Genomic DNA, 26,825 nt, shown 5'->3' on the forward strand with positions numbered 1-26,825 from the left:
AGACTCCAGAGGTCTTGGATGCCTTCGAGACCTTGGAAGCTTCCGCGGTCTTCGCGGCCTTCGTGGCCGGGGCGCTCGCGTCCGGTGCCGCATCCTGGCCGGTGCCGGCCGCCTTCGCCTGCTCCCCCTCGGGGGTCTTCCTGCTCATTCGCCGTCAACTCCCTTGCTGTCCAGCGAGACCTGAACGGCGTCCAGCAGCTCGTTCCAGGCCGCCTCGAACTTCGCGACGCCCTCGTCCTCCAGCTGCCGCACGACCTCGTCGTACGAGACGCCCTGCTTCTCGACGGCCGCCAGGTCCGCGCGGGCCTGCGCGTAGCCGCCGCTCACCGTGTCGCCGCGGATCTCGCCGTGGTCGGCGGTGGCGTTCAGCGTGCCCTCGGGCATCGTGTTGACTGTGCCGGGCGCGACCAGCTCGTCGACGTACAGCGTGTCCTTGTAGGCCGGGTCCTTGACGCCCGTCGAGGCCCACAGCGGCCGCTGCCTGTTGGCGCGGGCCCCGCCGAGGGCGGTCCAGCGGCTCCCGCCGAAGACGTCCTCGTACGCCTCGTAGGCCAGCCGCGCGTTGGCGAGCGCCGCCCTGCCCCTCAGCGCGAGGGCCTCGTCCGTGCCGACCTTCTCCAGCCGCCTGTCGATCTCGCTGTCGACGCGGGACACGAAGAAGGAGGCGACGGAGTGGATCGTGGCGAGGTCGAGGCCCGCGGCCCGGGCCTTCTCCAGACCGGCGAGGTAGGCGTCCATCACCTCGCGGTAGCGCTCCAGCGAGAAGATCAGCGTGACGTTGACGCTGATGCCGAGGCCGATGACCTCGGTGATCGCGGGCAGTCCGGCCCGGGTCGCCGGAATCTTGATCATCACGTTCGGCCGGTCGACCAGCCAGAAGAGCTGCCTGGCCTCGGCGACCGTCGCCCTCGCGTCGCCCGCGAGACGCGGGTCGACCTCGATGGAGACCCGGCCGTCCCGGCCTCCGGTCGCGTCGTACACCGGCCGCAGTATGTCGGCGGCGGCGCGCACGTCGGCCGTGGTCATCATCCGTACGGCCTCGTCGACCGTGACGCGGCGCGTGGCGAGGTCGGCGAGCTGCTCCTCGTACCCCTCGCTGGAGCCGATCGCGGTCTGGAAGATGGAGGGGTTGGTGGTGACGCCGACGACGTGCCGCGTCGCGATGAGTTCGGCGAGGTTGCCGGACGTGATGCGCCGACGGGACAGGTCGTCGAGCCAGATGGAGACGCCTTCGCCGGAGAGGGCCTTCAGGGGTTCGGCGGTGGTGGTTGTTTCGGTCACAGTGATCATCTTCCTTCGTGCGGTCGGATCAACCGCGGACTGCGGCAAGAGATTCCCGCGCGGACGCGGCCACGTTCTCGGCGGTGAAGCCGTACTCGGCGAACAGGGTCCCGGCGTCGGCGGAGGCGCCGAAGTGCTCGAGGGAGACGATGCGTCCGTGGTCACCGACGTACCGGTACCAGGTGAGGCCGATGCCGGCCTCGACCGCCACGCGGGCCCGCACGGATGTCGGCAGGACGCTCTCCCTGTACTCGGCGGACTGCTCCTCGAACCACTCCACGGACGGCATCGACACCACTCGTGTGCCCACTCCCTCGGCTTCCAACTGCTCATGTGCCGCGACGGCGAGGTGGACCTCGGAGCCGGTGGCGATCAGGATCACGTCGGGCGTCCCGGTGGAGGAGTCGCGCAGGACGTATCCGCCCTTCGCCGCGTCCTGGTTCGCCTCGTACGTCGGTACGCCCTGACGGGTGAGGGCCAGACCGTGGGGGGCCGGGTTCGTGGCATGCCGCCGGGTGATCTCCGCCCAGGCGACGGCGGTCTCGTTGGCGTCGGCCGGGCGGACGAGGTTCAGCCCGGGAATGGCGCGCAGCGAGGCCAGGTGCTCGACCGGCTGGTGGGTGGGGCCGTCCTCGCCGAGGCCGATGGAGTCGTGCGTCCACACGTAGGTCACGGGGAGCTGCATGAGGGCGGAGAGGCGGACGGCGTTGCGCATGTAGTCGGAGAACACCAGGAAGGTGCCGCCGTAGACGCGCGTGTTGCCGTGCAGCGCGATGCCGTTCATCTCCGCCGCCATGGAGTGCTCGCGGATGCCGAAGTGGATCGTGCGGCCGTACGGGTCCGCCTCCGGCAGCGGGTTGCCCCGGGGGAGGAACGAACTCGTCTTGTCGATGGTCGTGTTGTTCGAGCCGGCGAGGTCGGCGGAGCCGCCCCACAGCTCGGGCAGCACACCGCCGAGCGCCTGGAGGACCTTGCCGGAGGCCGCGCGGGTCGCCACGGAGGTGCCCGCCTCGAACACCGGCAGCGCGCTCTCCCAGCCCTCGGGCAGCTGCCCGGCCACGATCCGGTCGAAGAGCTCCGAGCGCTCGGGCTGCGCGGTACGCCACTCGGCGAGCCGCTTGTTCCAGGCGGCGTGGGCCTCGGCGCCGCGGTCGAGTGCCTGACGCGTGTGCGCCAGCACCTCGTCGGACACCTCGAAGGTCTGCTCCGGGTCGAAGCCCAGCAGCCGCTTGGTGGCCGCGATCTCCTCGGCGCCGAGCGCCGAGCCGTGCGCCGCCTCGGTGTTGCGGGCGTTCGGGGCGGGCCAGGCGATGACCGTGCGCATCGCGATGATGGAGGGGCGGCCGGTCTCGTCCTTCGCGGCGGTGAGGGCGGCGTGCAGCGCGTGCACGTCGATGTCGCCGTCCGTCGAGGGCTCGATGCGCTGCACGTGCCAGCCGTACGCCTCGTACCGCTTCAGCACGTCCTCGGAGAAGGCCGTGGCGGTGTCGCCCTCGATCGAGATGTGGTTGTCGTCGTAGAGGAAGACGAGGTTGCCGAGCTTCTGGTGACCGGCGAGCGAGGACGCCTCGGCGGAGATGCCCTCCTCAAGGTCGCCGTCGGAGACGATCGCCCAGACGGTGTGGTCGAAGGGGGACCCGCCCTCGGGCGCGTCCGGGTCGAAGAGGCCGCGCTCGTAGCGGGCGGCCATGGCCATGCCCACCGCGTTGGCGGCACCCTGGCCCAGCGGTCCCGTGGTGGTCTCGACCCCGGCGGTGTGGCCGTACTCCGGGTGGCCCGGCGTCTTCGAGCCGTGGGTGCGGAACGCTTTCAGGTCGTCGAGCTCCAGCTCGTAGCCGGAGAGGAAGAGCTGGGTGTAGAGGGTCAGCGAGGTGTGGCCGGGGGAGAGGACGAAGCGGTCGCGGCCGGTCCACTCGGGGTCCGCGGGGTCGTGACGCATCACCTTCTGAAAGAGGGTGTACGCGGCCGGAGCCAGACTCATCGCCGTGCCGGGGTGGCCGTTGCCCACCTTCTGCACGGCGTCGGCGGCCAGCAGACGGGCCGTGTCGACGGCTCGCCGGTCCAGTTCGGTCCACTCCAGGCTGTCAGGTGTCCGCTCACTCATGTTCAACAAATCCTCGCTGGAAGCCCAATGAATGCTCTATTGCGTTCAACCTTAAAAGTCTGACTTTTTCTCTGGAAGGTGCGTCTGTGTCAGCCTTCGGTGAAAGTGGGACAACGGCCACGGGACCGAGCGGTACGAGAAGGACATGGCGGACACGAGCAGCCGATACACGGACGGACACGAGGACGGGCAGGGGGACGGACAAGGAGACGGGCGGGGAAGCGGGCGGGGCGACGGACAGGGCAGCGACCGGACCGGGATCAGGACCTTTCCCTTCCCCGTCGGCCTGAGCGTCCTCGGCGTGGGCATGCAGGTGGGCCCGATGGAGTCGGGCCGTGGCTGGCATCCGGGTGAACGGATCGAGCGGGTCCACCGCATCGACTACCACGTGGTCCTGCTCTTCCGCGGGGGCCCCGTCCGGCACATGATCGACTTCGACGAGTACGAGGCCGGGGACGGCGACATCCTGTGGATCCGACCGGGTCAGGTGCACCGCTTCTCCTCGGCGGCGGACTACCGCGGCACGGCCCTCCTCATGCAGCCCGGCTTCCTGCCCCGCGCCACCGTCGAGGCGACCGGCCTCTACCGCTACGACCGGCCCCCGCTGCTGCACCCCGACCCGGCCCGGCGCACCGCCCTGGAGAACTCCCTGGCCCAGCTGGAGCGGGAGTACGTCGACACGGGCACCCTGCCGCTCAGCCTGCACACCGCGGTACTGCGGCACAGTCTGACCGCGTTCCTGCTGCGCCTCGCCCATCTGGCGGCCGGCGCCACCGGTCCGGCACACGAACAGGCCGACAGCACCTTCGTCCGCTTCCGCGAGGCCGTGGAGAAGGGCTTCGCCACCAACCACAGCGTCAGTGCCTACGCCGACGCCCTCGGCTACTCCCGGCGCACGCTCGTCCGCGCGGTCCGCGCCGCGACCGCCGAGACCCCGAAGGGATTCATCGACAAACGGGTGATCCTGGAGGCCAAACGCCTGCTGGCCCACACGGACATGCCGATCGGCCGTATCGGCGCGGCCGTGGGCTTCCCCGACGCGGCCAACTTCTCCAAGTTCTTCACCCAGCACACGGGGGCGACACCGGTGGCGTTCCGGGCGGAACTGCGCTGAGACACGCCGTGGCGGGGCGGCCAGGACGGCCGCCCCGCCACGTCCCGGGTGCGTGTCGCGGTTCCCTCGGCCGGTACCGGTCAGCGACCGAAGGTGAACCAGTTCACGTTCACGAAGTCCGCCGGCTGACCGCTCGTGAAGGTCAGATAGACGTCGTGGGTCCCGGTGACGCCGCTGATGTTCGCGGGCACGGTCCGCCAGCTCTGCCAGCCACCGGTGTTGCCCACGGAGAAGCTGCCGACGGGTGCGTTCGTCCTGCTGTCCAGGCGGACCTCGACGAGGCCGCTGACCGCGTTCCCCGCACCGCTCGCGACCCGGGCGGAGAACTGCCTGGCCGCCGTGGAGCCGAAGTTGACGCCCTTGTAGTGGGCCCAGTCGCCGTTGGCGAGGGCGCCGATGTTCTGGCCGCCGCCCGAGTCGGTGGTGGTCTCGGTGAACGTACCGCTCTGCCCGTCGAAGGACTCGGCCTGGATCGCGCTGTACGCGTCACGGTTCCCGGTCGGGGGAGGAGTGGTGCCGCCGCCCGACGTGAGTACCTGGACGTAGTCCACGACCATCGGGTGACCGGGCACCGTGGCGCCGTCGGGTCCGCCGCCGAAGGCGTCCACGAAGCCGCCGCCCATCGCCACGTTCAGGATGATGAAGAAGCCGTGGTTCGTGGCGTTCGCCCAGGTCGTCGCGTCGACCTGGTTCGCCCGCACGGTGTGGTAGTTGTTGCCGTCGACGTAGAAGCGGATCTCCTCCACGCTCGTCGAGCGGTCCCACTCCATGCCGTACGTGTGGAAGCCCGCCTGGCAGGTCGCGCCCGGACAGGCGGTGGAGCCGCCGAGGCCGGTCGTCTCGTTGCACGGCCCGCCCGGGTTGGTCCCGCAGTGCATCGTGGACCACACGGTGTTCAGACCCTGGACGTTCTCCATGATGTCCAGCTCACCGACGCTCGGCCAGTTCTGGTAGTTGCCGCGGTAGGGCGCGCCCAGCATCCAGAACGCGGGCCAGTACCCGCGGGCGGCGGCGCCCGTCACGTTCGGCATCTGGATCCGGGACTGGACGCGCAGCTTGCCCCCGGCGGGCGGCTGGAAGTCGGTGCGGTTGGTCTCGATCCGGCCCGACGTCCAGTTGCCGGCGGCGTCGCGCCGCGGGGTGATGCGCAGGTTGCCGCTCCCGTCCAGCGCCACGTTGTTCGTGCTGGAGGTCATGTTCTCGATCTCGCCCGTGCCCCAGTTGGCGGGCCCGCCCGGGTAGCCGTGGCCGGTGGCGTACTGCCAGTTGGCGGTGTTCACACCGGTGCCCGCGGGGCCGTTGAAGTCGTCGACGAAGACCTGGGTCCAGCCGCTGGGCGGCGCGGGGGCGTCGGCCGCCGCCGACCCGGCCGCCGCCAGGCTCAGCACGCCGACCAGTGCGACGAGCGCGCGTCCTAGTCGGGCGCGTCTCGGGGATGTGCCGGAAGTGTCCCTCATGGGTGCCTCTTCGGATGCGGAGTGGGGGTGCGCGGATGCGGTTTCTGAGAGCGCTCTCATCGCAGCTGCGCGGCCAATGTGCTCTCCGGCACTCCGGTCGTCAAGGGGTGCGGCGGTTTCGGTGCGGGGTGAGGTTCCGGCCGGGGTTCCCGGGCCGGGGGCGGACGGCCCGGGAACGTCAGCGAGCGGGCCGGGAGGCGGTCGGCGCGGTCGGCGCCTGCGCGGGTGCCGGCACCGACGCGGGTGTGGGTGCGGGTGTCGATGCCGGTCCGGGTGCGGCGAGCAGGTCGCTCATCGTCTCCGCCGCGCGGACGGCCGCGTCGGCGCAGCAGTTGTTGAACAGGACGTGGAGCTCCTCGGCGCGCTCCGCCATCGAACGCAGCCGCGGCAGCCACCCCGTCAACTCGTCGGGCGTGTACGTGTGCCGGAAGCGGTCCTCCTTGCTCCCGGACCCCCATGACCGGCTGCGCCCGTGGAAACGGACCACCGCCAGCCGCGGCGTGCTGACGACGTCGACCGGCGGGACGGCGTCGACGACGGACTGCGCCATGTCCACGCTGACCGCGCTCATGTCCAGCCGCGTCAGCAGGTCCGCGGACGCCGCCCACCGCTGCGGCGACCACCAGTCCGGATGCCGGAACTCCACGGCGAGCGGCCACCCGGCGGCCCGCCGCGCCCACCCGCGCAGGACGGCCTCGGCCCGGTCGCCCGGCCCGAACCACGGCGGGAACTGGAACAGCAGCGTGCCCAGCCGTCCGGTCCGCCGCAGTGGTTCGAGTGCCGAGGTGTACCGCTCCCACAGCTCGTCCAGCAGCCCGGGATCGCCCGAGTCACGGGCGTGGAGGGAGCGGAGGTCGGCCGGCAGGGCGGCGGCCCGGGTGGGGTGGCCGGTGAACAGCGAGAAGGCTTTCACGTCGAACCGGAAGCCGTCCGGGGTCCGTTCGGCCCACAGGACGCTGTTCCGCTCACTGGGCAGACCGTAGTACGTGGAGTCGACCTCCACGACGGGGAAGCGCTCGGCGTAGTACCGCAGCCTGCCTTCCGCGTCACGGTGGCCCGACGGGTACCAGCCGCTGGCCACCAGCTTCGGATCCGTCCACGAACAGGTACCGACACGTGTGTTTCCCATGTCCCACCAGTAGCCCGGTGGCGCTGCTCGACACCTGTACGGACGATCGTTCCGGGGGCGCGGGGAACCGCGCGAACGGCCCCCGCCGCCCCGCGGGTCACGGACTGCGCGGATCGTCCGGCTGCCACCCCAGCGCCCGGGAGATCCCGCGCGCGGCGAGCCGTACCGCGGGGATCAACGCGGGGGTCCGCGCGTCGCGTTCGGGCACCACGACCGAGACGGCCGCGACCACCGGCCCGCCCGCACCGCGTACCGGCGCGGCCACCGACAGCGCGTCGTCGGTGATCTGACGGTCGCTCACCGCCGCGCCGGTGCGGCGGACCTCGGCGAGAGCGCGGCGCAGCGCGGCCGGATCGGTCAGGGTGTGCGGGGTGAAGCCGGTGAGCGGCCCGGCGCAGTACTCCTCCTGGAACGCCGGCTCGCAGTGCGCGAGCAGCGCGAGTCCCACGCCGGTCGCGTGCAGTGGCCAGCGCGCGCCCACCTGGATCTTCACGCCGACGGCCGACCGGCCCGAGATCCACTCGATGTAGACGACCTCGGACCCGTCGCGGACGGCCAGCTGCACGTTCTCGTGCGTGGCTTCGTAGAGGTCCTCCAGATACGGCAGCGCGATCTGCCGCAGCGCGAGCCCGCGCGGGGAGAGCGCCGCGATCTCCCACAGCCGCAGGCCCACGTGGTAGAGCCCGGCCGGGTCGCGCTCCAGGGCGCCCCAGTCGGTGAGCGCGCCCACGAGCCGGTGCGCGGTGGTGAGGGACAGGCCGGCCCGGCGGCTGATGTCCGTGAGGGAGAGCGCCGGGTGGTCGTGGTCGAAGGCGGCGAGCACGGCCAGCAGGCGGCCGGGCGCGGACAGCGAGGTCATGGGCCGCGCCGCTCTACGAGCCGGCGCCGAGCTCGGTCTCGGCGATCCGCCGCAGCAGGGTGTGCAGGGTGTCCCGCTCGCCGGGGCCGAGCGGCCGGAGCAGGTCGTTCGTCACGCGCAGTCCCGCTTCGTCGGTGTCACGCAGGAAGGCGCGCCCGTCCCCGGTCAGTACCACGGTGCGGCTGCGGCGGTCGTCGGGGGAGGGGCGGCGCTCGGCGAACCCGAGTCTCTCCAGGTCGTCGACGAGGCCGACGATCGCGCTCGGGTCGTAGCCGAGCCGCGCGCTCAGCTCCCGCTGGAGCGCGCCCTCGGAGGTGGCCAGGAAGCGCAGCAGCGCGTAGTGCCGCAGCCGCAGCCCCGACTCCTGGAGGAACGCGTTGAACAACTGACCCGAGCGCAGGCCCAGTCGGTACAGCAGGTAGCCGGTGTCCGCGTGCAGGCCGCGCATCCACGGTTCCTGGTCGTCGAGGGGCGCGGGCTCCACGGCGGGGTCGGCGGCATGCGGCTGGCGGGCGATGGCGGGCTCCCTGGTCCTGGCTCCCCGCGAGGGGTGCGGTGCGGCGTACGGGAACCAGCATGGCGCACGGACCGAACGGCAACAACTATTGACGTCGACAACTGTTGTCCTTAGCTTCGATTGTGGACCGCCCAGGCGGCCCGGGCCGTTCGGGCCACACGGCTGTGCGGCCACGCGGCTGTGCGGCCACGCGGCTGTGCGGCCGGTCGAGCCGAGTACGTTCGCCGAAGGGACCCCTCGTGCCCAGCATCGATCTCACCGGCAAGGTCGCCGTCGTCACGGGCTCCGGCCGTGGCCTCGGTCTGGCCTACGCGCACGCCCTCGCCGCCGCGGGCGCCCGCGTGGTCGTCAACGACGTGGACGAGGCCGCCGCCGGACAGGCCGTCAAGTCGGTCACGGCGGCGGGCGGCACCGCCGTGGCCGAAGTCGTCGCCGTCGGTACCACCGAGGCCGCGGACCGGCTGGTGGCCCGCGCGGTGGGGGAGTTCGGCCGCCTCGACGTGCTGGTCACCAACGCGGGCATCCTGCGCGACCGGGTTCTGTGGAAGATGACCGACGACGACTTCGACGCGGTGCTCACCACCCACCTGAGAGGCACCTTCACCTGCGCCCGCGCCGCCGCCGTACGCATGCGCGAGCAGGGCGCGGGCGGCACGCTGATCCTCGTCGGCTCACCGGCCGGGCAGCGCGGCAACTTCGGCCAGACCAACTACGCCGCCGCGAAGGCCGGCATCGCCGCCATGGCCCGTACCTGGTCGATGGAGCTGGGCCGCGCCGGCATCACCGTCAACGCGATCGTCCCGGTCGCCGCGACCGCGATGACCGAGACCGTCCCCGCCTTCGCCCCGTACGTCGAGGCCGCGCGCCAGGGCGAGCCGCTGCCGGACTTCCTGCGCAGGGGCGAGGGCTTCGGCACCCCCGAGGACTGCGCCGCCCTCGTCCCGTTCCTGGCCTCCGAGGCGGCCCGCGGGGTCACCGGGCAGGCCATCGGCATCGGCGGCGACAGGGTGACCCTGTGGTCGCACCCCCAGGAGATCAAAGCGGCGTACGCCGACGGCGGCTGGACGCCGGACGCGCTCGCCGCCGTCTGGCCGGCCACGCTGGGCGCCGAGCCGCAGAGCGTCGGCATCCCCGCGCCGAAGCTCCCGGAGGCGTGACCATGGCGGCCATCGACGTGGACGAACTCGTCGCGATCGACGTCCACACCCACGCCGAGGTGTCCTCCAAGGGCGCGTCCTCGCTCGACGACGACCTGCACGCGGCGTCCAGCGCCTACTTCAAGGTCGAGGGGAAACGGAGACCGACCCTTGAAGAGACGGCGGCGTACTACCGCGAGCGCAGGATGGCCGCCGTGATCTTCACGGTCGACGCCGAGTCCGCCACCGGCACCGAACCCGTCCCGAACGAGGAGGTCGCCGAGGCGGCCGCCGCCCACCCGGACGTACTGATCCCCTTCGCGTCCGTCGACCCCTTCCGCGGGAGGGCGGGCGTGCGGCGGGCCCGCCGCCTGGTCGAGGAGTACGGGGTGAAGGGCTTCAAGTTCCACCCGAGCATCCAGGGCTTCTTCCCCGACGACCGTGCCGTGGCGTACGCGTTGTACGAGGTGATCGAGGAGACCGGCACGATCGCCCTGTTCCACACCGGGCAGACCGGCATCGGCGCCGGGGTGCCGGGCGGCGGAGGCATCCGGCTCAAGTACTCCAACCCGCTGCACGTGGACGACGTGGCCGCGGACTTCCCGCACATGAAGATCATCCTGGCGCATCCGTCCTTCCCCTGGCAGGACGAGGCCCTCGCGGTCGCCACGCACAAGCCGGGGGTCCACATCGACCTGTCCGGCTGGTCGCCGAAGTACTTCCCGCCGCAGCTCGTCCAGTACGCCAACACGCTGCTCAAGGACAAGGTGCTGTTCGGCTCGGACTACCCGGTCCTCACCCCGGACCGCTGGCTCGCCGACTTCGCGAAGCTGCCCGTCAAGGACGAGGTCCGCCCGAAGATCCTCAAGGAGAACGCCGCCCGCCTGCTCGGACTCACCGAGCCGGAAGGGGTACGGCATGCGCAATGAGGGACTGGGGTCGTGGCCGGCCCGACGGGCCCGCAAGACCCCCCACCGCACCGCCCTGATCCACCACGACACGACGCTCACGTACGGCGAACTCCACGAGCGCACCACCCGCCTCGCGCACGCCCTGCGCGCCCGCGGGGTGCGCCGCGGCGACCGGATCGCCTATCTCGGCCCCAACCACCCCTCCTACCTGGAGACCCTGTTCGCGGCCGGCACGCTGGGCGCGGTCTTCGTACCGCTGAACACCCGCCTCGCCGGACCTGAGATCGCCTACCAGCTGAGCGACTCCGGCGCACGGGTCCTCGTGTACGGGCCCTCGGCGAAGGGGCTGGTCGCGGGGCCGGCGGACAGCGGCGAGGCGCGTGCGTACGTCGAAGTGGGCGCCGCGTACGACGCGTGGCTCGGCGCGGCTTCCGACGAGCCGATCGACGAACCCGTCACCGCCGACGACACCTGCGTCATCATGTACACCTCGGGGACGACGGGCCGTCCCAAGGGCGCGATGCTCACCCACGGCAACCTCACCTGGAACGCCGTCAACGTCCTGGTCGACCAGGACCTCGTCGCGGACGAACGCGCGCTGGTCAGCGCCCCGTTGTTCCACACGGCGGGCCTGAACATGCTGACGCTCCCGGTCCTCCTCAAGGGCGGCACCTGCGTCCTCGTCGAGGCATTCGACCCGGCCGAGACCCTGGAGCTGGTCGAACGGCACCGGATCACCTTCATGTTCGGCGTGCCCACCATGTTCGCGCGGGTGGCCCGCCATCCGCGCTGGGCCGACGCCGACCTGTCCTCGCTGCGGATGCTGAGCTGCGGCGGCGCGCCCGTGCCGACCCCGCTCATCACCGCCTACCAGGAGCGCGGCCTCACCTTCCTCCAGGGCTACGGCATGACCGAGGCCGCGCCCGGCGTGCTCTTCCTCGACGCCGAACACGCGGTCGCCAAGGCGGGCTCGGCGGGCGTACCGCACTTCTTCAGCGACGTCCGCGTGGTGCGGCCCGACCTCACCCCGGCCGACGTGGGCGAGACCGGCGAGATCGTCGTACGGGGGCCGCATGTCATGCCCGGCTACTGGGGGTTGCCCGAGGAGACGGCCGCCGTGTTCAGCGACGGCTGGTTCCGCAGCGGGGACGCCGCCCGGGTGGACGAGGACGGGTACGTGACCGTCGTCGACCGCATGAAGGACATGATCATCTCCGGCGGGGAGAACATCTACCCCGCCGAGATAGAGGACCAGCTCCTCGCCCACCCCGGCATCGTCGAGTGCGCGGTCATCGGCGTGCCCGACGAGACGTGGGGCGAGGTGCCGCGGGCGGTCGTCGTACCGCGCGAAGGCGTCGAGCTGGACCCCGGCGAGGTCCTCGCGTCCCTTGCCGCACGACTCGCCAGGTACAAGATCCCGAAGTCGGTGGTGCTCGCGGACGAACTGCCGCGGACCGCCTCCGGCAAGCTGCTCAAATCCCGTGTCCGTGAGCGGTACGGGACCGGGTCCCCGTGAAGGAGTGCGCCATGAGCATCATCGTGAACGGGGTCGACGAACTCCGGAAGCTGGCCGGAAGTGACCTCGGGACCAGTGCGTGGACCGAGGTCACCCAGGAGCGGATCAACACGTTCGCCGACGCCACGGGTGATCACCAGTGGATCCACGTCGACGCGCGGAGGGCCGCGAAGGGGCCGTTCGGGGCACCCGTCGCGCACGGGTATCTGACGCTGTCGCTCTTCATCCCGCTCTTCACGGAGCTGTTGGACGTCCGGGGGGTGACCACGAAGGTCAACTACGGGCTGGACAAGGTGCGGTTCCCCTCGCCGGTGAGGGCGGGATCGCGAATCCGGCTCGCCGGGAGACTGGCGGACGTCCAGGACGTGGCGGGGGGTGTGCAGATCGCGGTCGACGGCGTGATCGGGATCGAGGGGGTGGACAAACCGGCGGCGGTGCTGCGGAGTCTGTCCCGGTTCTACGTGTGAGGAACGGTTTGCGGAACGCGGGTAGGTCAGGCCCCGCGTGACCGGTCGCGTGCTTTCCCGCGCCCCCTAGAGGGGCGGTCGCACGGGGACCAGGTCGAGGAGGCGGTCCGCGGCCTCCTGGGCGAGGGGGGTCAGGCGGGTGTAGACCGTCCGGAAGGTTCTCTCGGCCTGGGCGGCGGGCCAGTCGTCCGGCAGGTGCTTGACCGGGAGGCGGGGGTCCCGCCGGACCACCTGCAGCCACTCGGTCGACAGGCGCAGCCGCAGCGCGAGCGCCTCGTCGGCCGCGGGCTCCGCCGTCTCCCAGGGCTGCCAGCGGACCGCGAACGCCTCGTGGCGCGCGGCGAGTTCGGCCAGTCCCCAGGTCTCCTCGATCATCGCGCCGATGTCCATGCCGGCGTCCGCGTGGGCACGGAAGATCTTCACGTGCGCGGACAGGCCGAGTTCGGCGACGAGTCCGGAGACATCGGTCTCGCCCGGCGCGATCCACAGCCCGCCGTACAGCGGGCCGAAGCCGCTCCACGTCAACCGCGCCCGCAGGTCGTGGCGTTGCCGCTGCCAGGACTCGGGCAGCGAGAAGCCGAGCAGTGTCCAGGTGCCGTCCCACTGGCGGTTGACGGCACCCTCCTCCCAGATCCGCTGCTCGCCGTCCCGCAGCACGGCCTCGGAACGCCCGGTCAGGCCGAAGTACATCCGGCGTCCCTCGCGCTGCCGCCGCAGCAGACCGCGGCCGACCATGCGCGTGAGGGTCGAGCGGGTCGCCTGCTCGCCGACGCCCGCCCGCCCGAAGACGTCGATGACACTCCCCGAGTACACACAGACGTCCCGGCCGAGCACCTGGTCACCCAGGAACGACAACATGAGGGACTGCGGCCGCAGCACCTCGTCACCGGTCACCCACCTCACGGTACGCCCCACGACACCCCCCCGCGCCCTCAGGGGCGCGCGGAACGACGCGCGCAGCCACGGCCCACCCTGTCGGTGGTCGTCGGGACTCAGAGCACGCGCAGCGTCCACTCCCACCGGTGGGTGCCCGGCGCCACGAGGTACCCGGCGGAGGTGTCGGGCCCGCAGGACGCCGTACCGAGCCCGCGGTGCGCCGCGTCGAGGTGGACCACGCAGCCGGGCCGCGGCACCAGCTCGTCGTGGTGCGCGGCGGCGGCCAGGTCCTGCGCCCGGTACCGGTTGACCGAGACCTGCGCGGGCGCCCCGAGCTCCACGGCGAGACCCGTGGCGTCCGGGGCCGACAGCGTGAACCGGCGCACACCGTGCCGCCCACCGCTCTCCTGCGGTCGCAGGTACGGCGTGAACAGCTCGTCCACGGGCAGGGAGTGGTGCCCGACGAACGCGCCCGCGCTCCGGTCCGGGTACGACTCCCAGGGGCCCTGCCCGTACCAGTCCAGGACATCGAGTCCGGGGACCGTCTCGAAGACCGTGCCGACCCTCGCCACGTCGTCGAGCCCGGCCGGCAGTTCGGCGCGCTCCTCGACCCGGACACCGCCGGTCACCGGGGTGAACACCTGCTCGTGGCGCACGGGCCCGGCACCGGTCGCGTACTCGCTGAGCACGACGACCCGGGAGCCCTCCTCGCGTACGTCCACGACCTTGCGTACCGTGCGGGCGGGCGCGTCGAGCCCCCAGTCGTGCCAGCGGGCCGCCATGCCGCCCAGCTCGTCGTTGTCGGTGGGCGCCCGCCACAGCGAGAGCACCGGTGCGGACGTCAGCAGCGGATGGACCAGCAGCGCGTCCTCGTCCAGCGTGACGGCGGGTCCGGAGGCGGGCCGCGGCGGCGCGCCGGCGACCGCGGGGCTCAGCAGGACCTGCGGCACACACACCTCCGTGCCGAGCGGTGCCCATGCCTCGTCGTCCGCGGTCGTGACCCGCAGCGTCAGCCAGACCTCACCGGCGGCGGGCTCGGGAAGCGGGAACGGCAGCGGCACCTCGGCCGACCCGCCCGGCAGGACGTCGGGCAGCGCGGCCGGTGCGCTGCGCGCCGTGCCGTCGGCCTGCACGAGACGCCATTCGGCGGCCAGCCATCGCAGCCCCCGGAAGTGCTGCCGGTTGTGGATCCGCAGCACCCCGTCGTCGTACGTCAGGCGTACCGGACCGGCGATCTCGCGGTGCTCGTACATCACGGGCTTGGGGGTCCGGTCGGGGAACACCACGCCGTCGGCGATGAACGCCCCGTCGTGGACCGCCTCGCCGAAGTCGCCGCCGTACGCCCAGCGGTGACCGGGCGCGGTGACACCGCTGTCGTACAGGCCCGCGCCACCCCGGCCGGCCGGTCGTCCGTCGTTCACCCGCTGGAGGATGCCGTGGTCCCAGAACTCCCAGATGAAGCCGCCCTGAAGGCCCGGGGTGGACTCGATGGCGGCCCAGGTGTCGGCCAGCGTGCCGTTGCTGTTGCCCATGGCGTGCGAGTACTCGCACTGGATGAGCGGCTTGGTCTGCCTCCCGGACAGGGCGTGCGCGACGCAGTCCTCGATCGGCGCGTACATCGGGCAGGCGATGTCCGAGGCGAGCGCCGGGTCCGCCCAGTCGAGCTTGGCGGCTCCCTCGTACTGGATCGGCCGGGTCGGGTCGTGGCGGCGCACCCAGCCCGCCGCCGCGTCGTGGTTGGCGCCGTAGTCGGACTCGTTGCCCAGCGACCAGATGATCACGGACGGGTGGTTCTTGTCCCGCAGCACCATCCGCGAGACCCGGTCGACGAACGCCGGCAGGTAGCGGGGGTCGTCGGCGATCTCGTGGGCGTGGTCGTGCGACTCGATGTTCGCCTCGTCCACGACGTAGAGACCCAGTTCGTCGGCGAGGTCGTACAGCGCCGGGTCGTTCGGGTAGTGGGAGGTGCGGACCGCGTTGAAGCCGAACCGCTTGAGGAGGACCAGGTCCGCGCGCATGTCCTCGGCCGTGACGGTGCGCCCGGTCAGCGGATGGAAGTCGTGCCGGTTCACGCCCCGGACGAAGATCCGCTCGCCGTTGACCAGCAGGTCCCGGCCGACGATCGCCACGTCACGGAACCCGACCCGGTGGTGCGAGGCGTCCGCGACCGAACCGTCCGCCCGGTGCAGCCGCACCACCAGGCCGTACAGCTCGGGTGTCTCCGCGGTCCACGTGCGGACGTCCGGTACGACGGTCCGCAGCCGTGCCTCGCCGAGGAAGTCCGACACCCGCATGTCCTGTGCGTTCCGGCGGTCGAACTCGGTGTCCTGGGCGAGCAGCTGGCCGTCCAGGGCCGCGGTGACGTACCAGCCCTCGGGGAGCGGTCCCGTCGTGTCGCGTACCGTGCAGTCCACCCGCAGCCGGCCGTCCTGCCGGGCGCGCACGGTCACGTCCGCGAGGTGCAGCGGATCGGTGGCGTACAGCAGAACCGAGCGGGTGAGGCCCGCCTGCCACCACTGGTCCTGGTCCTCGATGTGCGAGGCGTCGGACCACTTGACGACCGTCAGCCGTACGGTGGCCTGCTCCCCGGGGCGTACGAGGTCGGTGAGGTCGAACTCGGCCGCCAGGTGGGAGTCCTTGGACAGGCCGGCCGGTGTGCCGTTCACCTGGACGAGGAGCACGCTCTCGACCGCGCCGACCTGGAGGACGATCCGCCGGCCCGCCCACTCGGCGGGGATGTCCACGGACCGCTCGTAGACGCCTGTCGGGTTCGCGGTGGGTGACTCGGGAGGGAAGTCGCCGAACGGCATCCGCACGTTGGTGTACTGGGGCGGGTCGTCGGCGCCGTCCATGGTCCACGCGCCGGGCACGTCGGTGACCGTCCACTCGCCCGGGGAGCTGTCCGGCGAGGGCAGCAGCCGGAAGTGCCAGGAGCCGTCCAGACAGAGCGCGCCGGAGCGCCGGTCCACCGCGTTCATCGGCAGCCGCCGCCAGGAGGTGATCTCCGGGGACGCCCAGGGGCGCAGCGAGAGCAGGTGGTCGCGTGGCATCAGCGGATCGCTCCCTTGCCGAGGTCGGCGATGATCTGCTTGGCGCCGATCGCGAAGACGATCAGCAGCGGGATCAGGGCCAGCACCGCACCCGTCATGACCATTCCGTAGTCCGTCGTGCCGTGGACGCCGTTGAGCTGGGACAGCGCGACCTGGAGGGTCACGTTGTCGGGGTTGGTGAGGGCGATCAGCGGCCAGGCGTAGTCGTTCCACTGGCCCATGAACGTGAAGATGCCGAGGAAGGCGAGCCCGGGGCGGACCACCGGCAGCGCCACGTGCCAGTACTGGCGCAGGAAGCTCGCCCCGTCGATCTTCGACGCGTCCAGCAGCTCGTCGTGGATCGCGCTCTTCATGTACTGCCGCATCCAGAAGATGCCGAAGGCGTTCGCGGCGGCCGGCACGATCAGCGAGGTCATCGAACCGATCCAGCCGAGCTTCGCCATGATCACGAACTGCGGGATGGCCGCGAGCTGGGCCGGCACCATGAAGATCGCCATCATCATCGCGAACAGCGTCCGGCGGCCCGGGAACCGGAACTTGGCGAAGACGAACGCGGCCAGCGAGTCGAAGAACAGCACGAGGAACGTCACCGAGACGGCGACGAGCAGCGAGTTGAGCATCGAACCGAAGAAGTCGACGCTGTCGAAGAGCTTGCCGAGATTGTCACCGAAGTGCGAGCCGGGCAGCAGCTTCGGCGGGTACGAGAAGATGTCGGTCGACGTGTGCGTCGACATGATCACGGCCCAGTAGAACGGGAACGCGGAGAGCAGCACCCCGAAGAGCAGCGAGAGGTGCAGCGCGATGCCCCTGCGCCGCGTGCCCCGGATGCGCGTGCCCCTGCCGGGCTCGGCGCGCGGGGGCTCGGTACGGGTGGGCTCGGTCTGTGTGGTGGTTGCCATGGTGACGGGCCTCCCTAGTCTTCGCCCCGGCGCTGCACCAGGCGCCAGTTGATGATCGAGAAGATGACGACGACGAGGAAGATGCCCCAGGCCACGGCGGCCCCGTAACCGAAGTCGTTGTTGTCGAAGGTCTGCTGGAAGAAGTAGAGGACCATCGTCCGGCCGGCGTGGTCGGGGCCGCCGGAGAACGTCGACTCGTTGGCGGTGGACTGCAGCAGCACCTGCGGTTCGGAGAAGCTCTGCAGTCCGGTGACCGTCGAGATGACGAGCACGAACAGCAGCACGGGCCGCATCAGCGGCAGCGTGATCCGGAAGAAGGTCTGCACGGGCCCGGCGCCGTCCATCCGCGCCGCCTCGTACAGCTCGCCCGGGATCGTCTGGAGTCCGGCGAGGAAGATGATCGCGTTGTATCCGGTCCACTGCCAGGTCATCAGGGTGGCGATGGCGACCTTGATGCCCCACGGGGTGTTCAGCCAGGCCACCTGGTCGAGGCCGACGGCCTGCAACAGGGCGTTCACCAGGCCGAAGTTGGTGGAGAACACCGAGCCGAAGATGATGGCGACGGCGACCACCGAGGTGACGTTCGGCAGGAAGTACGCGAAGCGGTAGACGTTCTTGAAGCGGACCGCCGAGTTGAGCATCACGGCCGTCACCATCGCCAGGAAGATCATGGGGAAGGTGGCCAGCGCCCAGATGATCAGCGTGTTGCCGATCGAGCTCCAGAAGTCGGTGTCGGTCACCAGGTAGCGGTACTGCGAGAGGCCCGCGTACTCCATCGGGCCGAGGCCGTCCCACCGGTGGAACGACAGATAGAGCGAGAAGCCGACCGGGATCAGACCGAAGGCGAGGAAGAGAAGGTAGAAGGGGGAGATGGCGGCGTACAGGCGCCAGTGACTGAGGATCCCCTTCCCGGGGTTGGCGGACGGCGGCCCGGTGACGGGCGCCGGGGGCTTGTCGACCATGGGTGCGGTGGCCATCAGTGGCTCACCCCCAGGTGGTCGGCGATGCGCCGGCACTTGCTCATGGCGTCCTTCCATGCCTGCTCGGGGTTCTTGCCGAGGACACCGACGTTCTTGATCTCGTCCCTGACCGGCTGTCCGAGCGCCACGTCGTAGGGGCTGTTGAAGGCGACCGGGATCTTCTCCGCGGCGGGACCGAAGACGTCCATGGTGATCTGGCCGCCGAAGAACGGGTCGGGCTCCCGCAGCTTCTTCATCCCGTACGAGGCGGGGGTCGACGGGAAGAGTCCCGCGTCCATGAAGCCCTGCGCCTGGTTGTCCGCGCCCAGCAGCCAGGTGATGATCTCGAACGCCTTCTCGGGTTCGCGGCACGCCTTGGTGATCGCCAGGAACGAGCCGCCGACGTTCGAGGGGCCGCCCGGACAGTTCGCGACCCGCCACCTGCCCTTGGTCCTCGGGTACTGCAGCTTGAGGTCGCCCGCCGCCCAGGAGGCGTTGAGCTGGCTGGGCAGTTCGCCGCTCTCGGTGGCCGAGACGGAGTCGGGCGTACCCGTCACGATGCTCGACGCGAGCCCGCGCCGCTTGGCCTCCACGGCCCGGTCCCAGCAGACCCGCACATGTTCCTGGTCGCCGATGAAGTGCTTGTCGCGGTCGACGAACCGCTCGGTGCCCTGCCCGATCGACATCTCGAAGACGCTGGTGATGTCGGTCAGGATGAACGCCCCGCGCACCCGCTTCTTGAGCTGCTCGCCCGCCGCGAAGAACTGGTCCCAGGTGCCCATCTCCTTCGAGACGTCCTCCGGTTCGTGCGCCAGCCCGGCCTTCTCGTAGACGGCAGGCTGGTAGTACTGCACGACCGGGCCCACGTCGATGGGGAAACCGACGAGGCTGCCGTCCGGGGCGACCCCCTGCTCCCACTTCCAGTCCAGGTACCGGCCCTTGAGCCGCTCCGCACCGAGCGTGCGCAGGTCCACGAACTGGTCGGCGTTCGGCAGGTACGACGCCATGTCCTCGCCCTTGAGCCCCGCGATGTCGGGCACATGGGCCTGGCCCGTCATCGTGGTGATGAGCTTGGAGCGGTAGTAGCCGCCGATCTGGATCGCCTTGAGGTCGACAGCGTCGTCGTAACGCGCCGCGGCCTTCTTGACGACGGTGTCGCTCAGGCCGCCGCTCCAGTACCACAGCACCATGTTCCGGCCCGTGGAGCCGGTCGGTACGGCGCAGCCGGACGCCAGGCCGCCGAGCGCGGTCGCGGCCGTACCGGCCAGACCCGCGCGGAGCAGGCCCCTTCGTGAGAGCCGCACAGCTCCCACCGCCTTTCACAAGTGTTCGGTCTTCGCATCAGGGGAGATCGGGGGTGCCGTGGGGGGCGGGTGGGGTCACCGGGGCGTGGGGGACCGGTGGGCCGGGATCGGCGGGCAGCCGGTCGGCCAGGAAGCCGTACGCGCGCCGCAGCCCGGGATCGTCGAGCGAGTGCCACCACCGGTGGACGCCGTACCAGCCGGGCGCGGCCAGGGCCCCGCCGTGCCGGCGTACGGAGAGCCCGGCGGCCAGCACCGCGAAGCGCAGCCGCTCCTTCAGGGGCCAGCCCTGGAGGGAGGCCGCGACGAAACTCGCGCCGAAGACGTCACCGGCGCCCGTCGCGTCCAGCACGTCGGTGGCGAGGGCGGGCACCTCCGCGTACTCGCCCGTGCTCTGGTCGACGGCGATCGCGCCGTCGCCGCCGCGGGTCACCACGGCCACCGGCACCAGCTCGGCGAGCCTGCGCAGCGCGCCGCTCGCGCTGTCGGTCCGGGTGTACGCCATCGCCTCGGCCTCGTTCGGGAGGAAGGCGTGGCACAGGGCGAGCTGGTCGAGGAGGGCCGGGGACCACTGCTCACTGGGGTCCCAGCCCACGTCCGCGTAGATCCGGGTGCCGTTCGCGGCGGCCTTGGCGAGCCAGTCGCGGGGCTCGGCCTCGATGTGCACGAGGGCCGTGCGCGCGGGGGGCGGGTCGCCCATCAGCGCGTCCTGCGAGAACGGCGGCTCCTGGCCGTGGGTGACCAGGGCCCGGTCGTGCCCGTACGCGAGGGAGACGGTGACCGGGGTGTGCCAGCCGTCCGCGGTGCGGGAGAGCGAGAGGTCGACGCCTTCCTGGCCGGCCAGGATCTCCCGGCTGTACGCGCCGTAGTAGTCGTCGCCGAACACCGTGGCCAGGGAGGTCCTGAGGCCGTAGCGGGCGGCGGCCACGGCCAGGTTCGCGATGCCGCCCGGGCTCGTGCCCATCCCCCCGGTCCAGATCTCCTCGCCGGGGGTCGGCGGTCGGCGCAGACCGGTCAGGACGAGGTCGTAGAAGAGCAGCCCGGTCAGCAGCACATCGGGCCGCGCGTCGGGCCGTTCGTCACCCACGAGCGCATCCTCTCGTCAAAACTCTTCATTTCCGGTGCGCAGGTGCACGGAATTGTGGTGCGGTGGACAGGATCGTGCGCGTCTCTGGCCGATTTGGCAAGAGTCGAGCAGAAGTGAGCATAGAAATGATCGGCAATGACGAGTACTGTTCGGCGCGTGCTGGCAGAGCGACGACATCAACTCATCCTGCGGGCCCTGCGCTCCGGTGGCCCCGCGGCCGTGACCGACCTCTCGGAGCAGCTCGGCGTGAGCCCCGCCACCGTCCGGCGTGACCTGCTCAAGCTGGAGGAGGAGGGCCTGCTCACCCGGGTGCACGGCGGGGCGGTCGCCGAGGAGGGCGACCAGCCCTTCGCCGAGGTGGCCGAGGTGCGCGTGGCCGAGAAGGACGCCATAGCCGAGCGCGCGGCGGAACTCGTCGAGGACGGCCAGTCCGTGCTGCTCGACATCGGCACCACCGCCTACCGGCTGGCCCGGCAGCTGCACGGCCGCCGTCTCACCGTGATCACCAGCAACCTCGTGGTCTATGAGGAACTGGTCGACGACGAGGCCATAGAACTCGTGCTGCTCGGGGGCATGGTCCGCCGCGAGTACCGCTCGCTGGTCGGCTTCCTCACCGAGGACAACCTGCGCCAGCTGCATGCGGACTGGCTGTTCCTGGGAACCAGTGGGGTGCGGCCGGGCGGGCAGGTGATGGACACGACGGTCGTCGAGGTACCGGTGAAGCGCGCCATGATCGGGGCGGCCGACCGGGTCGTCCTGCTCGCCGACCGCGCCAAGTTCCCGGGCACGGGAATGGCGAAGGTCTGCGGGCCCGAGGAACTGGACGTCGTCGTCACCAACGGACCGGCGGACGCCGGGACGCGGGCGGCCCTGGAGGAGGCGGGCGTGCGCGTGGTGCTCACATGACCGCGGCGACGGGCGCGACAGGCACGACCGGCGTGCGCGGGGGCCCGACGGCCCTGAGGAACAGCGAAAGGGCAGTTGCGTGAAGCTGACGATTCTGGGCGGCGGCGGATTCCGCGTGCCGCTCGTGTACGGGGCGCTCCTCGGGGACCGCGGCGAGGGCCGTGTCACCGACGTCGTCCTGCACGACCTGGACGCGGGACGGCTGTCCGCCGTCGCCCGGGTCCTCGCCGAGCAGGCGGCCGGCGTCCCGGACGCCCCCGCCGTGACCGCCACCACGGATCTCGACGAGGCACTGCGCGGCGCCGACTTCGTCTTCTCCGCGATCCGGGTCGGCGGCCTCGAAGGCCGCGCCGCCGACGAGCGGGTCGCCCTCGACCAGGGCGTCCTCGGCCAGGAGACCGTCGGCGCCGGCGGCATCGCCTACGGCCTGCGCACCGTGCCCGTCGCCGTCGACATCGCCCGGCGGGTGGCCCGCCTCGCGCCCGACGCCTGGCTCATCAACTTCACCAACCCGGCAGGACTGGTCACCGAGGCCATGTCCCGCCACCTCGGCGACCGCGTCATCGGCATCTGCGACTCACCGGTGGGCCTCGGCCGCCGTATCGCCCGCGTGCTGGGCGCGAACCCGCGCGAGGCATGGATCGACTACGTCGGCCTCAACCACCTCGGCTGGGTCCGCGGACTGCATGTCGCCGGACGCGACGAACTCCCGCGGCTGCTCGCCGACCCCGACCTCCTCGGCTCCTTCGAGGAGGGCAAGCTCTTCGGCACCGACTGGCTGCGGTCACTCGGCGCGATCCCGAACGAGTACCTGCACTACTACTACTTCAACCGCGAGGCCGTCCGCGCCTACAGCCAGGCGGAGAAGACCCGCGGCGCGTTCCTGCGCGACCAGCAGGCGCGGTTCTACGAGGAGATGAGCCGCCCCGGCAGCGCCGCCCTCACCGCCTGGGACCGTACGCGCGCCGAGCGCGAGGCCACCTACATGTCCGAGAACCGCGAGACGGCCGGCGCGGGCGAGCGCGACGCCGACGACCTGTCCGGCGGCTACGAGAAGGTGGCGCTCGCCCTGATGCGGGCCATCGCCCGCGACGAGCGCACCACGCTCATCCTCAACGTCCGCAACCAGGGCACCCTCTCGGTGCTCGACGCGGACGCCGTCATAGAGGTCCCCTGCCTGGTCGACGCCAACGGCGCGCACCCGGTCGCCGTGGCCCCGCTGCCCGACCACGCCACCGGCCTGGTCTGCGCGGTGAAGGCGGTGGAGCGCGAGGTCCTCGCCGCCGCCGGGTCCGGCTCGCGCGCGACGGCCGTGAAGGCGTTCGCGCTGCACCCGCTCGTCGACTCCGTCAACGTCGCCCGCAACCTGGTCAACGGCTACACCGCGGCCCACCCCGGCCTGGCGTACCTCAAGTGAGCGCCGGCGAGAAGTAGGCCACAGCGGCAGGCAGACCCGATCGGGCAGCCCGCCCCGTCCCGTATCCCCGCCACCTGGAGACCCGTATGCACGACGAACGCCGGCGCATCGAGGAGCGCGTCCAGCGCCTCCACGACCAGCGCGTCAAGGCCGCCATCTACGCCGCCGCCGTGCCCTTCGAGGTGGCGGCGTGGCAGGTACCGGGGGAGCCCGTCCCCTTCGAGGAGGCCGAGGCCGCCCCGTACGAGCCCTTCGCGATGGACACCCCGTGGGGCCCGCCCTGGGGCACCACCTGGTTCCGGATGCGCGGGCAGGTGCCCCCGGAGTGGGCGGGCCGGCGCGTCGAGGCCGTCATCGACCTGGGGTTCGTCGGCGACTGGCCCGGCAACCAGGCCGAGGCCCTCGTGCACCTCACGGACGGCACCCCTCTGAAGGCGGTGAACCCGCTCAACCAGTACGTACCGATCGCCGACCCGGCGACCGGCGGCGAACAGGTCGACTACCTGGTCGAGGCGGCGTCCAACCCGGACATCCTCGCCGACGACTTCTCGAAGGTCACACCCATGGGCGACGTCCGCACCGCGGGCGACAAGCCGCTCTACACCTTCCGGCGGGCCGACCTGGCGATCCTCGACGAGGAGGTCTGGCACCTCGACCTGGACCTCCAGGTGCTGCGCGAGCTGATGGTGGAGCTGGGCGAGCACGACCCCCGCCGGCACGAGATCGCCCACACCCTGGACCGGGCCATGGACCTGCTGGACCTCGACGACGTGTCCGGCTCGGCGGCCGCCGTACGGGCCGTGCTCAAGCCCGCGCTCGCCAAGCCCGCCCACGCCAGCGCCCACATCGTCTCCGGCGTCGGCCACGCGCACATCGACTCCGCGTGGCTCTGGCCGATCCGCGAGACCAAGCGCAAGACGTCCCGCACCTTCTCGAACGTCACCTCGCTCGCCGACGAGTACGAGGAGTTCGTCTTCGCCTGCTCGCAGGCCCAGCAGTACGAGTGGGTGCGCGACAACTACCCGAAGATCTGGGCCCGTATCCAGGACTCGGTCAAGAAGGGCCAGTGGGCGCCGGTCGGCGGCATGTGGGTGGAGGCCGACGGCAACCTGCCCGGCGGCGAGGCCGTCGCCCGCCAGCTCGTCCACGGCAAGCGGTTCTTCATCGAGCACTTCGGCGTCGAGACCAAGGGCGTCTGGCTCCCGGACTCCTTCGGCTACACCGCGTCCTACCCGCAGCTGGCCAAGCTGGCGGGCAACGAGTGGTTCCTCACCCAGAAGATCTCCTGGAACCAGACCAACAAGTTCCCGCACCACACCTTCTGGTGGGAGGGCATCGACGGCACGCGGATCTTCACGCACTTCCCGCCGGTCGACACCTACAACGCCAGTTTCACCGGCGAGGAGATGGCCCTCGCCTCGCGCAACTACCGGGAGAAGGGCGTCGGTACGCGCTCGCTGGCCCCCTTCGGCCACGGCGACGGCGGCGGCGGCCCCACCCGCGAGATCATGGAACGGGCCCGCCGGCTCGCCGATCTGGAGGGCTCGCCGAAGGTCGTCGTCGAGCACCCCGACGACTTCTTCGCCAAGGCCCGCGAGGAGTACCCCGACGCCCCGGTCTGGGTCGGCGAGCTCTACCTGGAGCTGCACAGGGCCACCTACACCTCGCAGGCCCGTACCAAGCAGGGCAACCGCAGGAGCGAACACCGGCTCCGTGAGGCCGAGTTGTGGGCCACGACGGCCGCGCTGCACGCGCCCGGCTACGCCTATCCGCAGGAGAAGCTCGACCGGCTCTGGAAGACGGTCCTGCTCCACCAGTTCCACGACATCCTGCCGGGCTCCTCCATCGCCTGGGTGCACCGCGAGGCCGAGGCCGAGTACGCGCGCGTCGCGAAGGAGGTCGAGGAACTGACCGCCGAGGCCGTCGCCGCGCTCGGCACGGGCGGCCCCCGCGTCTTCAACACCAGCCCCGTCGAGCGCCGTGAGGTCGTACGCGCCCCCGACGGCTCCCTGGTCCACACCGTGGTCCCGGCGAACGGCAGCGCACCCCTCGGCACCGGCTCGGGCTCCGGTGAGGAGCCCGCGCCGGTGACGGTCACCGGCCGGGTCCTCGACAACGGGCTGGTCCGCGTCGAGCTCGCCGAGGACGGCACCCTGTCCTCCGTACGCGACCTGCGGGCCGGCGGCCGGGAGGTCCTGGCGGACCGGGGCAACCTGCTCCGGCTGCACACGGACCTGCCGAACTACTGGGACGCGTGGGACGTCGACAAGCACTACAAGAACCGCTACACGGACCTGCTGGACGCCGAGTCCGTGACCGTGGTCGAGGAGGACCCGTTGCGCGGGGCGATCCGTGTCGAGCGCTCCTTCGGCAACGGCTCGCGCATCACCCAGACGATCAGCCTGCGCGCCGGCAGCCCCCGTATCGACTTCGAGACGGACATCGACTGGCACGAGGCCGAGAAGTTCCTCAAGGCGGGCTTCCCGGTGGACATCCGGGCGGCCCACTCCTCCGCCGAGATCGCGTTCGGCCACATCCAGCGGCCCACGCACACCAACACCAGCTGGGAGTCGGCCCGCTTCGAGGTCTCCGGCCACCGCTGGGTCCACCTCTCGGAACCCGGCTACGGCGTCGCGGTGATCAACGACTCCACGTACGGCCACGACGTCTCCCGCACGGTCCGCGAGGACGGGGGCACCACGACCACGGTCCGGCTCAGCCTGGTCCGCGCCCCGCGCATCCCGGACCCGGGGGCCGACCAGGGCAGGCACCGCTTCACGTACGCGCTGCTGCCGGGCGCGACCATCGCGGACGCGGTCGCCGAGGGCTACGCGCTCAACCTGCCGCTGCGCGTGGCCGACTCGGCGGGCACCCCCGAACCGGTCGTCTCCGTGGACGGCGAGGGCGTGACCGTCGAGGCGGTCAAGATCGCGGACGACAGCTCGGGCGACGTCGTCGTCCGCGTCTACGAGTCGCGCGGCGGCCGGGCGCGGGGCACCCTGCGCACCGGCTTCCCGCTGGCCGGCGCCGAACTCACCGACCTGCTGGAACGCCCGCTGTCGACCGTCGGCACGGACGGCGACAGTGTTCCTGTCACCCTGCGTCCCTTCGAGGTGCAGACACTGCGGCTGGCCGTGGGCAAGGGGTGACCACACGCGGCCGGCCGACCGGGCCGGCCGCGGTCCGCGACCGGATTGACCCACGGAACCGGACGTCGAATGCCCCCTGTCACCGGTCGGCCGGCTCCCTAGGGTCGTGGTCATGACGACGAACGAGCAGTACGGGACCTCGCGCACGGCGCGGTTCGAGCCGGTCCTCATCCGCGCCGCCGAGGCCGAGACGACGAGCGACCCCAGCAGCGTGATGACGCTGCTCGCGGACTCCGGCGCCACGGGCGGGCGGCTCACCTGCTACCGGTCGACGTTCGCGCGGGGCGCGCTCGGAGCCCCCGCCCACCTGCACACCAAGGCGTCCGAACTGTTCTTCGTGATCGACGGGTCGCTGCGGGTGCTGGTGGGCGAGGAGATCACCCTCCTGGAGGCCGGCGACTTCCTGGTCGTACCGCCGGACACCCCGCACGCCTTCGCCGCCGCGCCCGGCGCGACGGCGGACGTGCTGTTCGTGTTCACACCCGGCGCCGGACGCTTCGACTATCTGCGGCTGCTGGGCCGGGTGATGCGCGGCGAGGCCGATCCGCAGGAGATCAAGGACTCCTCCGAGCGGTTCGACAACCACTACGTCGACAGCCCCGTATGGCGCGAGGCGCTCGCGGCCCGGAACTGAGACGCGCGGGCCCGGCACCTGTACGGTGCCGGGCCCGCGCGTTCGTAAGCCTTGGC

General features: G+C 71.5%; 21 protein-coding genes. 9 read left to right on the plus strand and 12 right to left on the minus strand.

Translation table 11 applies throughout. The annotated features are described in order from the left end of the window. Positions 1-144: 144 nt before the first annotated feature. Positions 145-1,290, minus strand: a complete 1,146-nt coding sequence (gene tal, locus ACFYXC_RS06450) for a transaldolase (protein ID WP_389547613.1) — start codon at positions 1,288-1,290, stop codon at positions 145-147. A 19-nt stretch (positions 1,291-1,309) separates the two neighbouring features. Further along, entirely contained in the window at positions 1,310-3,385 is a 2,076-nt protein-coding gene (gene tkt, locus ACFYXC_RS06455) for a transketolase (RefSeq protein WP_389547615.1), read from the minus strand. A 145-nt stretch (positions 3,386-3,530) separates the two neighbouring features. Here tkt and ACFYXC_RS06460 point away from each other — a divergent pair, with 145 nt between their 5' ends. Further along, positions 3,531-4,499 carry a helix-turn-helix domain-containing protein gene (locus tag ACFYXC_RS06460; protein WP_389547618.1) on the plus strand — a complete coding sequence of 323 codons (969 nt, stop codon included), beginning with the start codon at positions 3,531-3,533 and terminating at the stop codon, positions 4,497-4,499. An 80-nt stretch (positions 4,500-4,579) separates the two neighbouring features. On the opposite strand, the gene ACFYXC_RS06465 is transcribed toward ACFYXC_RS06460, so the two are convergent. The 4 genes from ACFYXC_RS06465 to ACFYXC_RS06480 form a co-directional block, all read right to left on the minus strand. Beyond that, complete coding sequence (locus tag ACFYXC_RS06465) at positions 4,580-5,956, minus strand: glycoside hydrolase family 16 protein (RefSeq protein WP_389547621.1); 1,377 nt, start codon at positions 5,954-5,956, stop codon at positions 4,580-4,582. Positions 5,957-6,134: 178 nt separating this feature from the next. Further along, on the minus strand, positions 6,135-7,085 hold the full coding sequence (locus ACFYXC_RS06470) for a DUF72 domain-containing protein (protein WP_389547624.1): 951 nt from the start codon (positions 7,083-7,085) through the stop codon (positions 6,135-6,137). A gap of 97 nt (positions 7,086-7,182) precedes the next feature. Then, entirely contained in the window at positions 7,183-7,944 is a 762-nt protein-coding gene (locus ACFYXC_RS06475) for an IclR family transcriptional regulator (RefSeq protein WP_389547627.1), read from the minus strand. 13 nt (positions 7,945-7,957) lie between these two features. Then, on the minus strand, positions 7,958-8,428 hold the full coding sequence (locus ACFYXC_RS06480) for a MarR family winged helix-turn-helix transcriptional regulator (protein WP_388926626.1): 471 nt from the start codon (positions 8,426-8,428) through the stop codon (positions 7,958-7,960). Positions 8,429-8,700: 272 nt separating this feature from the next. Here ACFYXC_RS06480 and ACFYXC_RS06485 point away from each other — a divergent pair, with 272 nt between their 5' ends. The 4 genes from ACFYXC_RS06485 to ACFYXC_RS06500 are packed head-to-tail and all read left to right on the plus strand — an operon-like array spanning position 8,701 to position 12,491. Beyond that, the gene (locus tag ACFYXC_RS06485; RefSeq protein ID WP_389547630.1) at positions 8,701-9,618 is read left to right on the plus strand and encodes an SDR family NAD(P)-dependent oxidoreductase; all 918 of its coding nucleotides are present in this window, start codon (positions 8,701-8,703) and stop codon (positions 9,616-9,618) included. 2 nt (positions 9,619-9,620) lie between these two features. After that, positions 9,621-10,526, plus strand: a complete 906-nt coding sequence (locus ACFYXC_RS06490) for an amidohydrolase family protein (protein ID WP_389547632.1) — start codon at positions 9,621-9,623, stop codon at positions 10,524-10,526. Continuing rightward, positions 10,516-12,024, plus strand: coding sequence for an o-succinylbenzoate--CoA ligase (menE, locus tag ACFYXC_RS06495; protein WP_389547635.1), 1,509 nt, complete (start codon positions 10,516-10,518; stop codon positions 12,022-12,024). Before ACFYXC_RS06490 ends, menE begins: the two co-directional genes overlap by 11 nt. An 11-nt stretch (positions 12,025-12,035) precedes the next feature. Further along, positions 12,036-12,491 carry a MaoC family dehydratase gene (locus ACFYXC_RS06500; RefSeq protein ID WP_388926614.1) on the plus strand — a complete coding sequence of 152 codons (456 nt, stop codon included), beginning with the start codon at positions 12,036-12,038 and terminating at the stop codon, positions 12,489-12,491. A gap of 66 nt (positions 12,492-12,557) precedes the next feature. On the opposite strand, the gene ACFYXC_RS06505 is transcribed toward ACFYXC_RS06500, so the two are convergent. The 6 genes from ACFYXC_RS06505 to ACFYXC_RS06530 all read right to left on the minus strand — a co-directional run bounded on the left by ACFYXC_RS06505 (position 12,558) and on the right by ACFYXC_RS06530 (position 20,663). Then, complete coding sequence (locus ACFYXC_RS06505; RefSeq protein WP_389547638.1) at positions 12,558-13,385, minus strand: PaaX family transcriptional regulator C-terminal domain-containing protein; 828 nt, start codon at positions 13,383-13,385, stop codon at positions 12,558-12,560. Between the two features lie 98 nt (positions 13,386-13,483). Beyond that, positions 13,484-16,417, minus strand: a complete 2,934-nt coding sequence (locus ACFYXC_RS06510) for a glycoside hydrolase family 2 TIM barrel-domain containing protein (RefSeq protein WP_389547640.1) — start codon at positions 16,415-16,417, stop codon at positions 13,484-13,486. Then, entirely contained in the window at positions 16,417-17,316 is a 900-nt protein-coding gene (locus ACFYXC_RS06515; protein ID WP_388926605.1) for a carbohydrate ABC transporter permease, read from the minus strand. Before ACFYXC_RS06515 ends, ACFYXC_RS06510 begins: the two co-directional genes overlap by 1 nt. 14 nt (positions 17,317-17,330) lie before the next feature. Further along, on the minus strand, positions 17,331-18,293 hold the full coding sequence (locus ACFYXC_RS06520) for a carbohydrate ABC transporter permease (RefSeq protein WP_388926601.1): 963 nt from the start codon (positions 18,291-18,293) through the stop codon (positions 17,331-17,333). Next, on the minus strand, positions 18,293-19,579 hold the full coding sequence (locus ACFYXC_RS06525) for an extracellular solute-binding protein (protein WP_389547646.1): 1,287 nt from the start codon (positions 19,577-19,579) through the stop codon (positions 18,293-18,295). The genes ACFYXC_RS06520 and ACFYXC_RS06525 overlap by 1 nt, the downstream gene beginning before the upstream one ends. A 37-nt stretch (positions 19,580-19,616) precedes the next feature. Then, positions 19,617-20,663, minus strand: coding sequence for a carbohydrate kinase family protein (locus ACFYXC_RS06530; protein ID WP_389547648.1), 1,047 nt, complete (start codon positions 20,661-20,663; stop codon positions 19,617-19,619). Between the two features lie 156 nt (positions 20,664-20,819). Here ACFYXC_RS06530 and ACFYXC_RS06535 point away from each other — a divergent pair, with 156 nt between their 5' ends. The 4 genes from ACFYXC_RS06535 (at position 20,820) to ACFYXC_RS06550 (ending at position 26,769) form a co-directional block, all read left to right on the plus strand. Beyond that, complete coding sequence (locus tag ACFYXC_RS06535; RefSeq protein ID WP_389547651.1) at positions 20,820-21,569, plus strand: DeoR/GlpR family DNA-binding transcription regulator; 750 nt, start codon at positions 20,820-20,822, stop codon at positions 21,567-21,569. A 79-nt stretch (positions 21,570-21,648) separates the two neighbouring features. After that, a complete protein-coding gene (locus ACFYXC_RS06540; RefSeq protein ID WP_389547654.1) occupies positions 21,649-22,986 on the plus strand; it encodes a 6-phospho-beta-glucosidase in 1,338 nt (445 codons plus the stop codon). Positions 22,987-23,072: 86 nt separating this feature from the next. Further along, complete coding sequence (locus tag ACFYXC_RS06545) at positions 23,073-26,135, plus strand: alpha-mannosidase (RefSeq protein ID WP_389547657.1); 3,063 nt, start codon at positions 23,073-23,075, stop codon at positions 26,133-26,135. A gap of 112 nt (positions 26,136-26,247) precedes the next feature. Further along, positions 26,248-26,769, plus strand: a complete 522-nt coding sequence (locus tag ACFYXC_RS06550; RefSeq protein WP_389547660.1) for a cupin domain-containing protein — start codon at positions 26,248-26,250, stop codon at positions 26,767-26,769. The last annotated feature ends 56 nt before the right edge of the window (positions 26,770-26,825 follow it).

The organism is Streptomyces sp. NPDC002701 (assembly GCF_042889045.1).
In the GTDB taxonomy this organism is placed as follows: domain Bacteria; phylum Actinomycetota; class Actinomycetes; order Streptomycetales; family Streptomycetaceae; genus Streptomyces.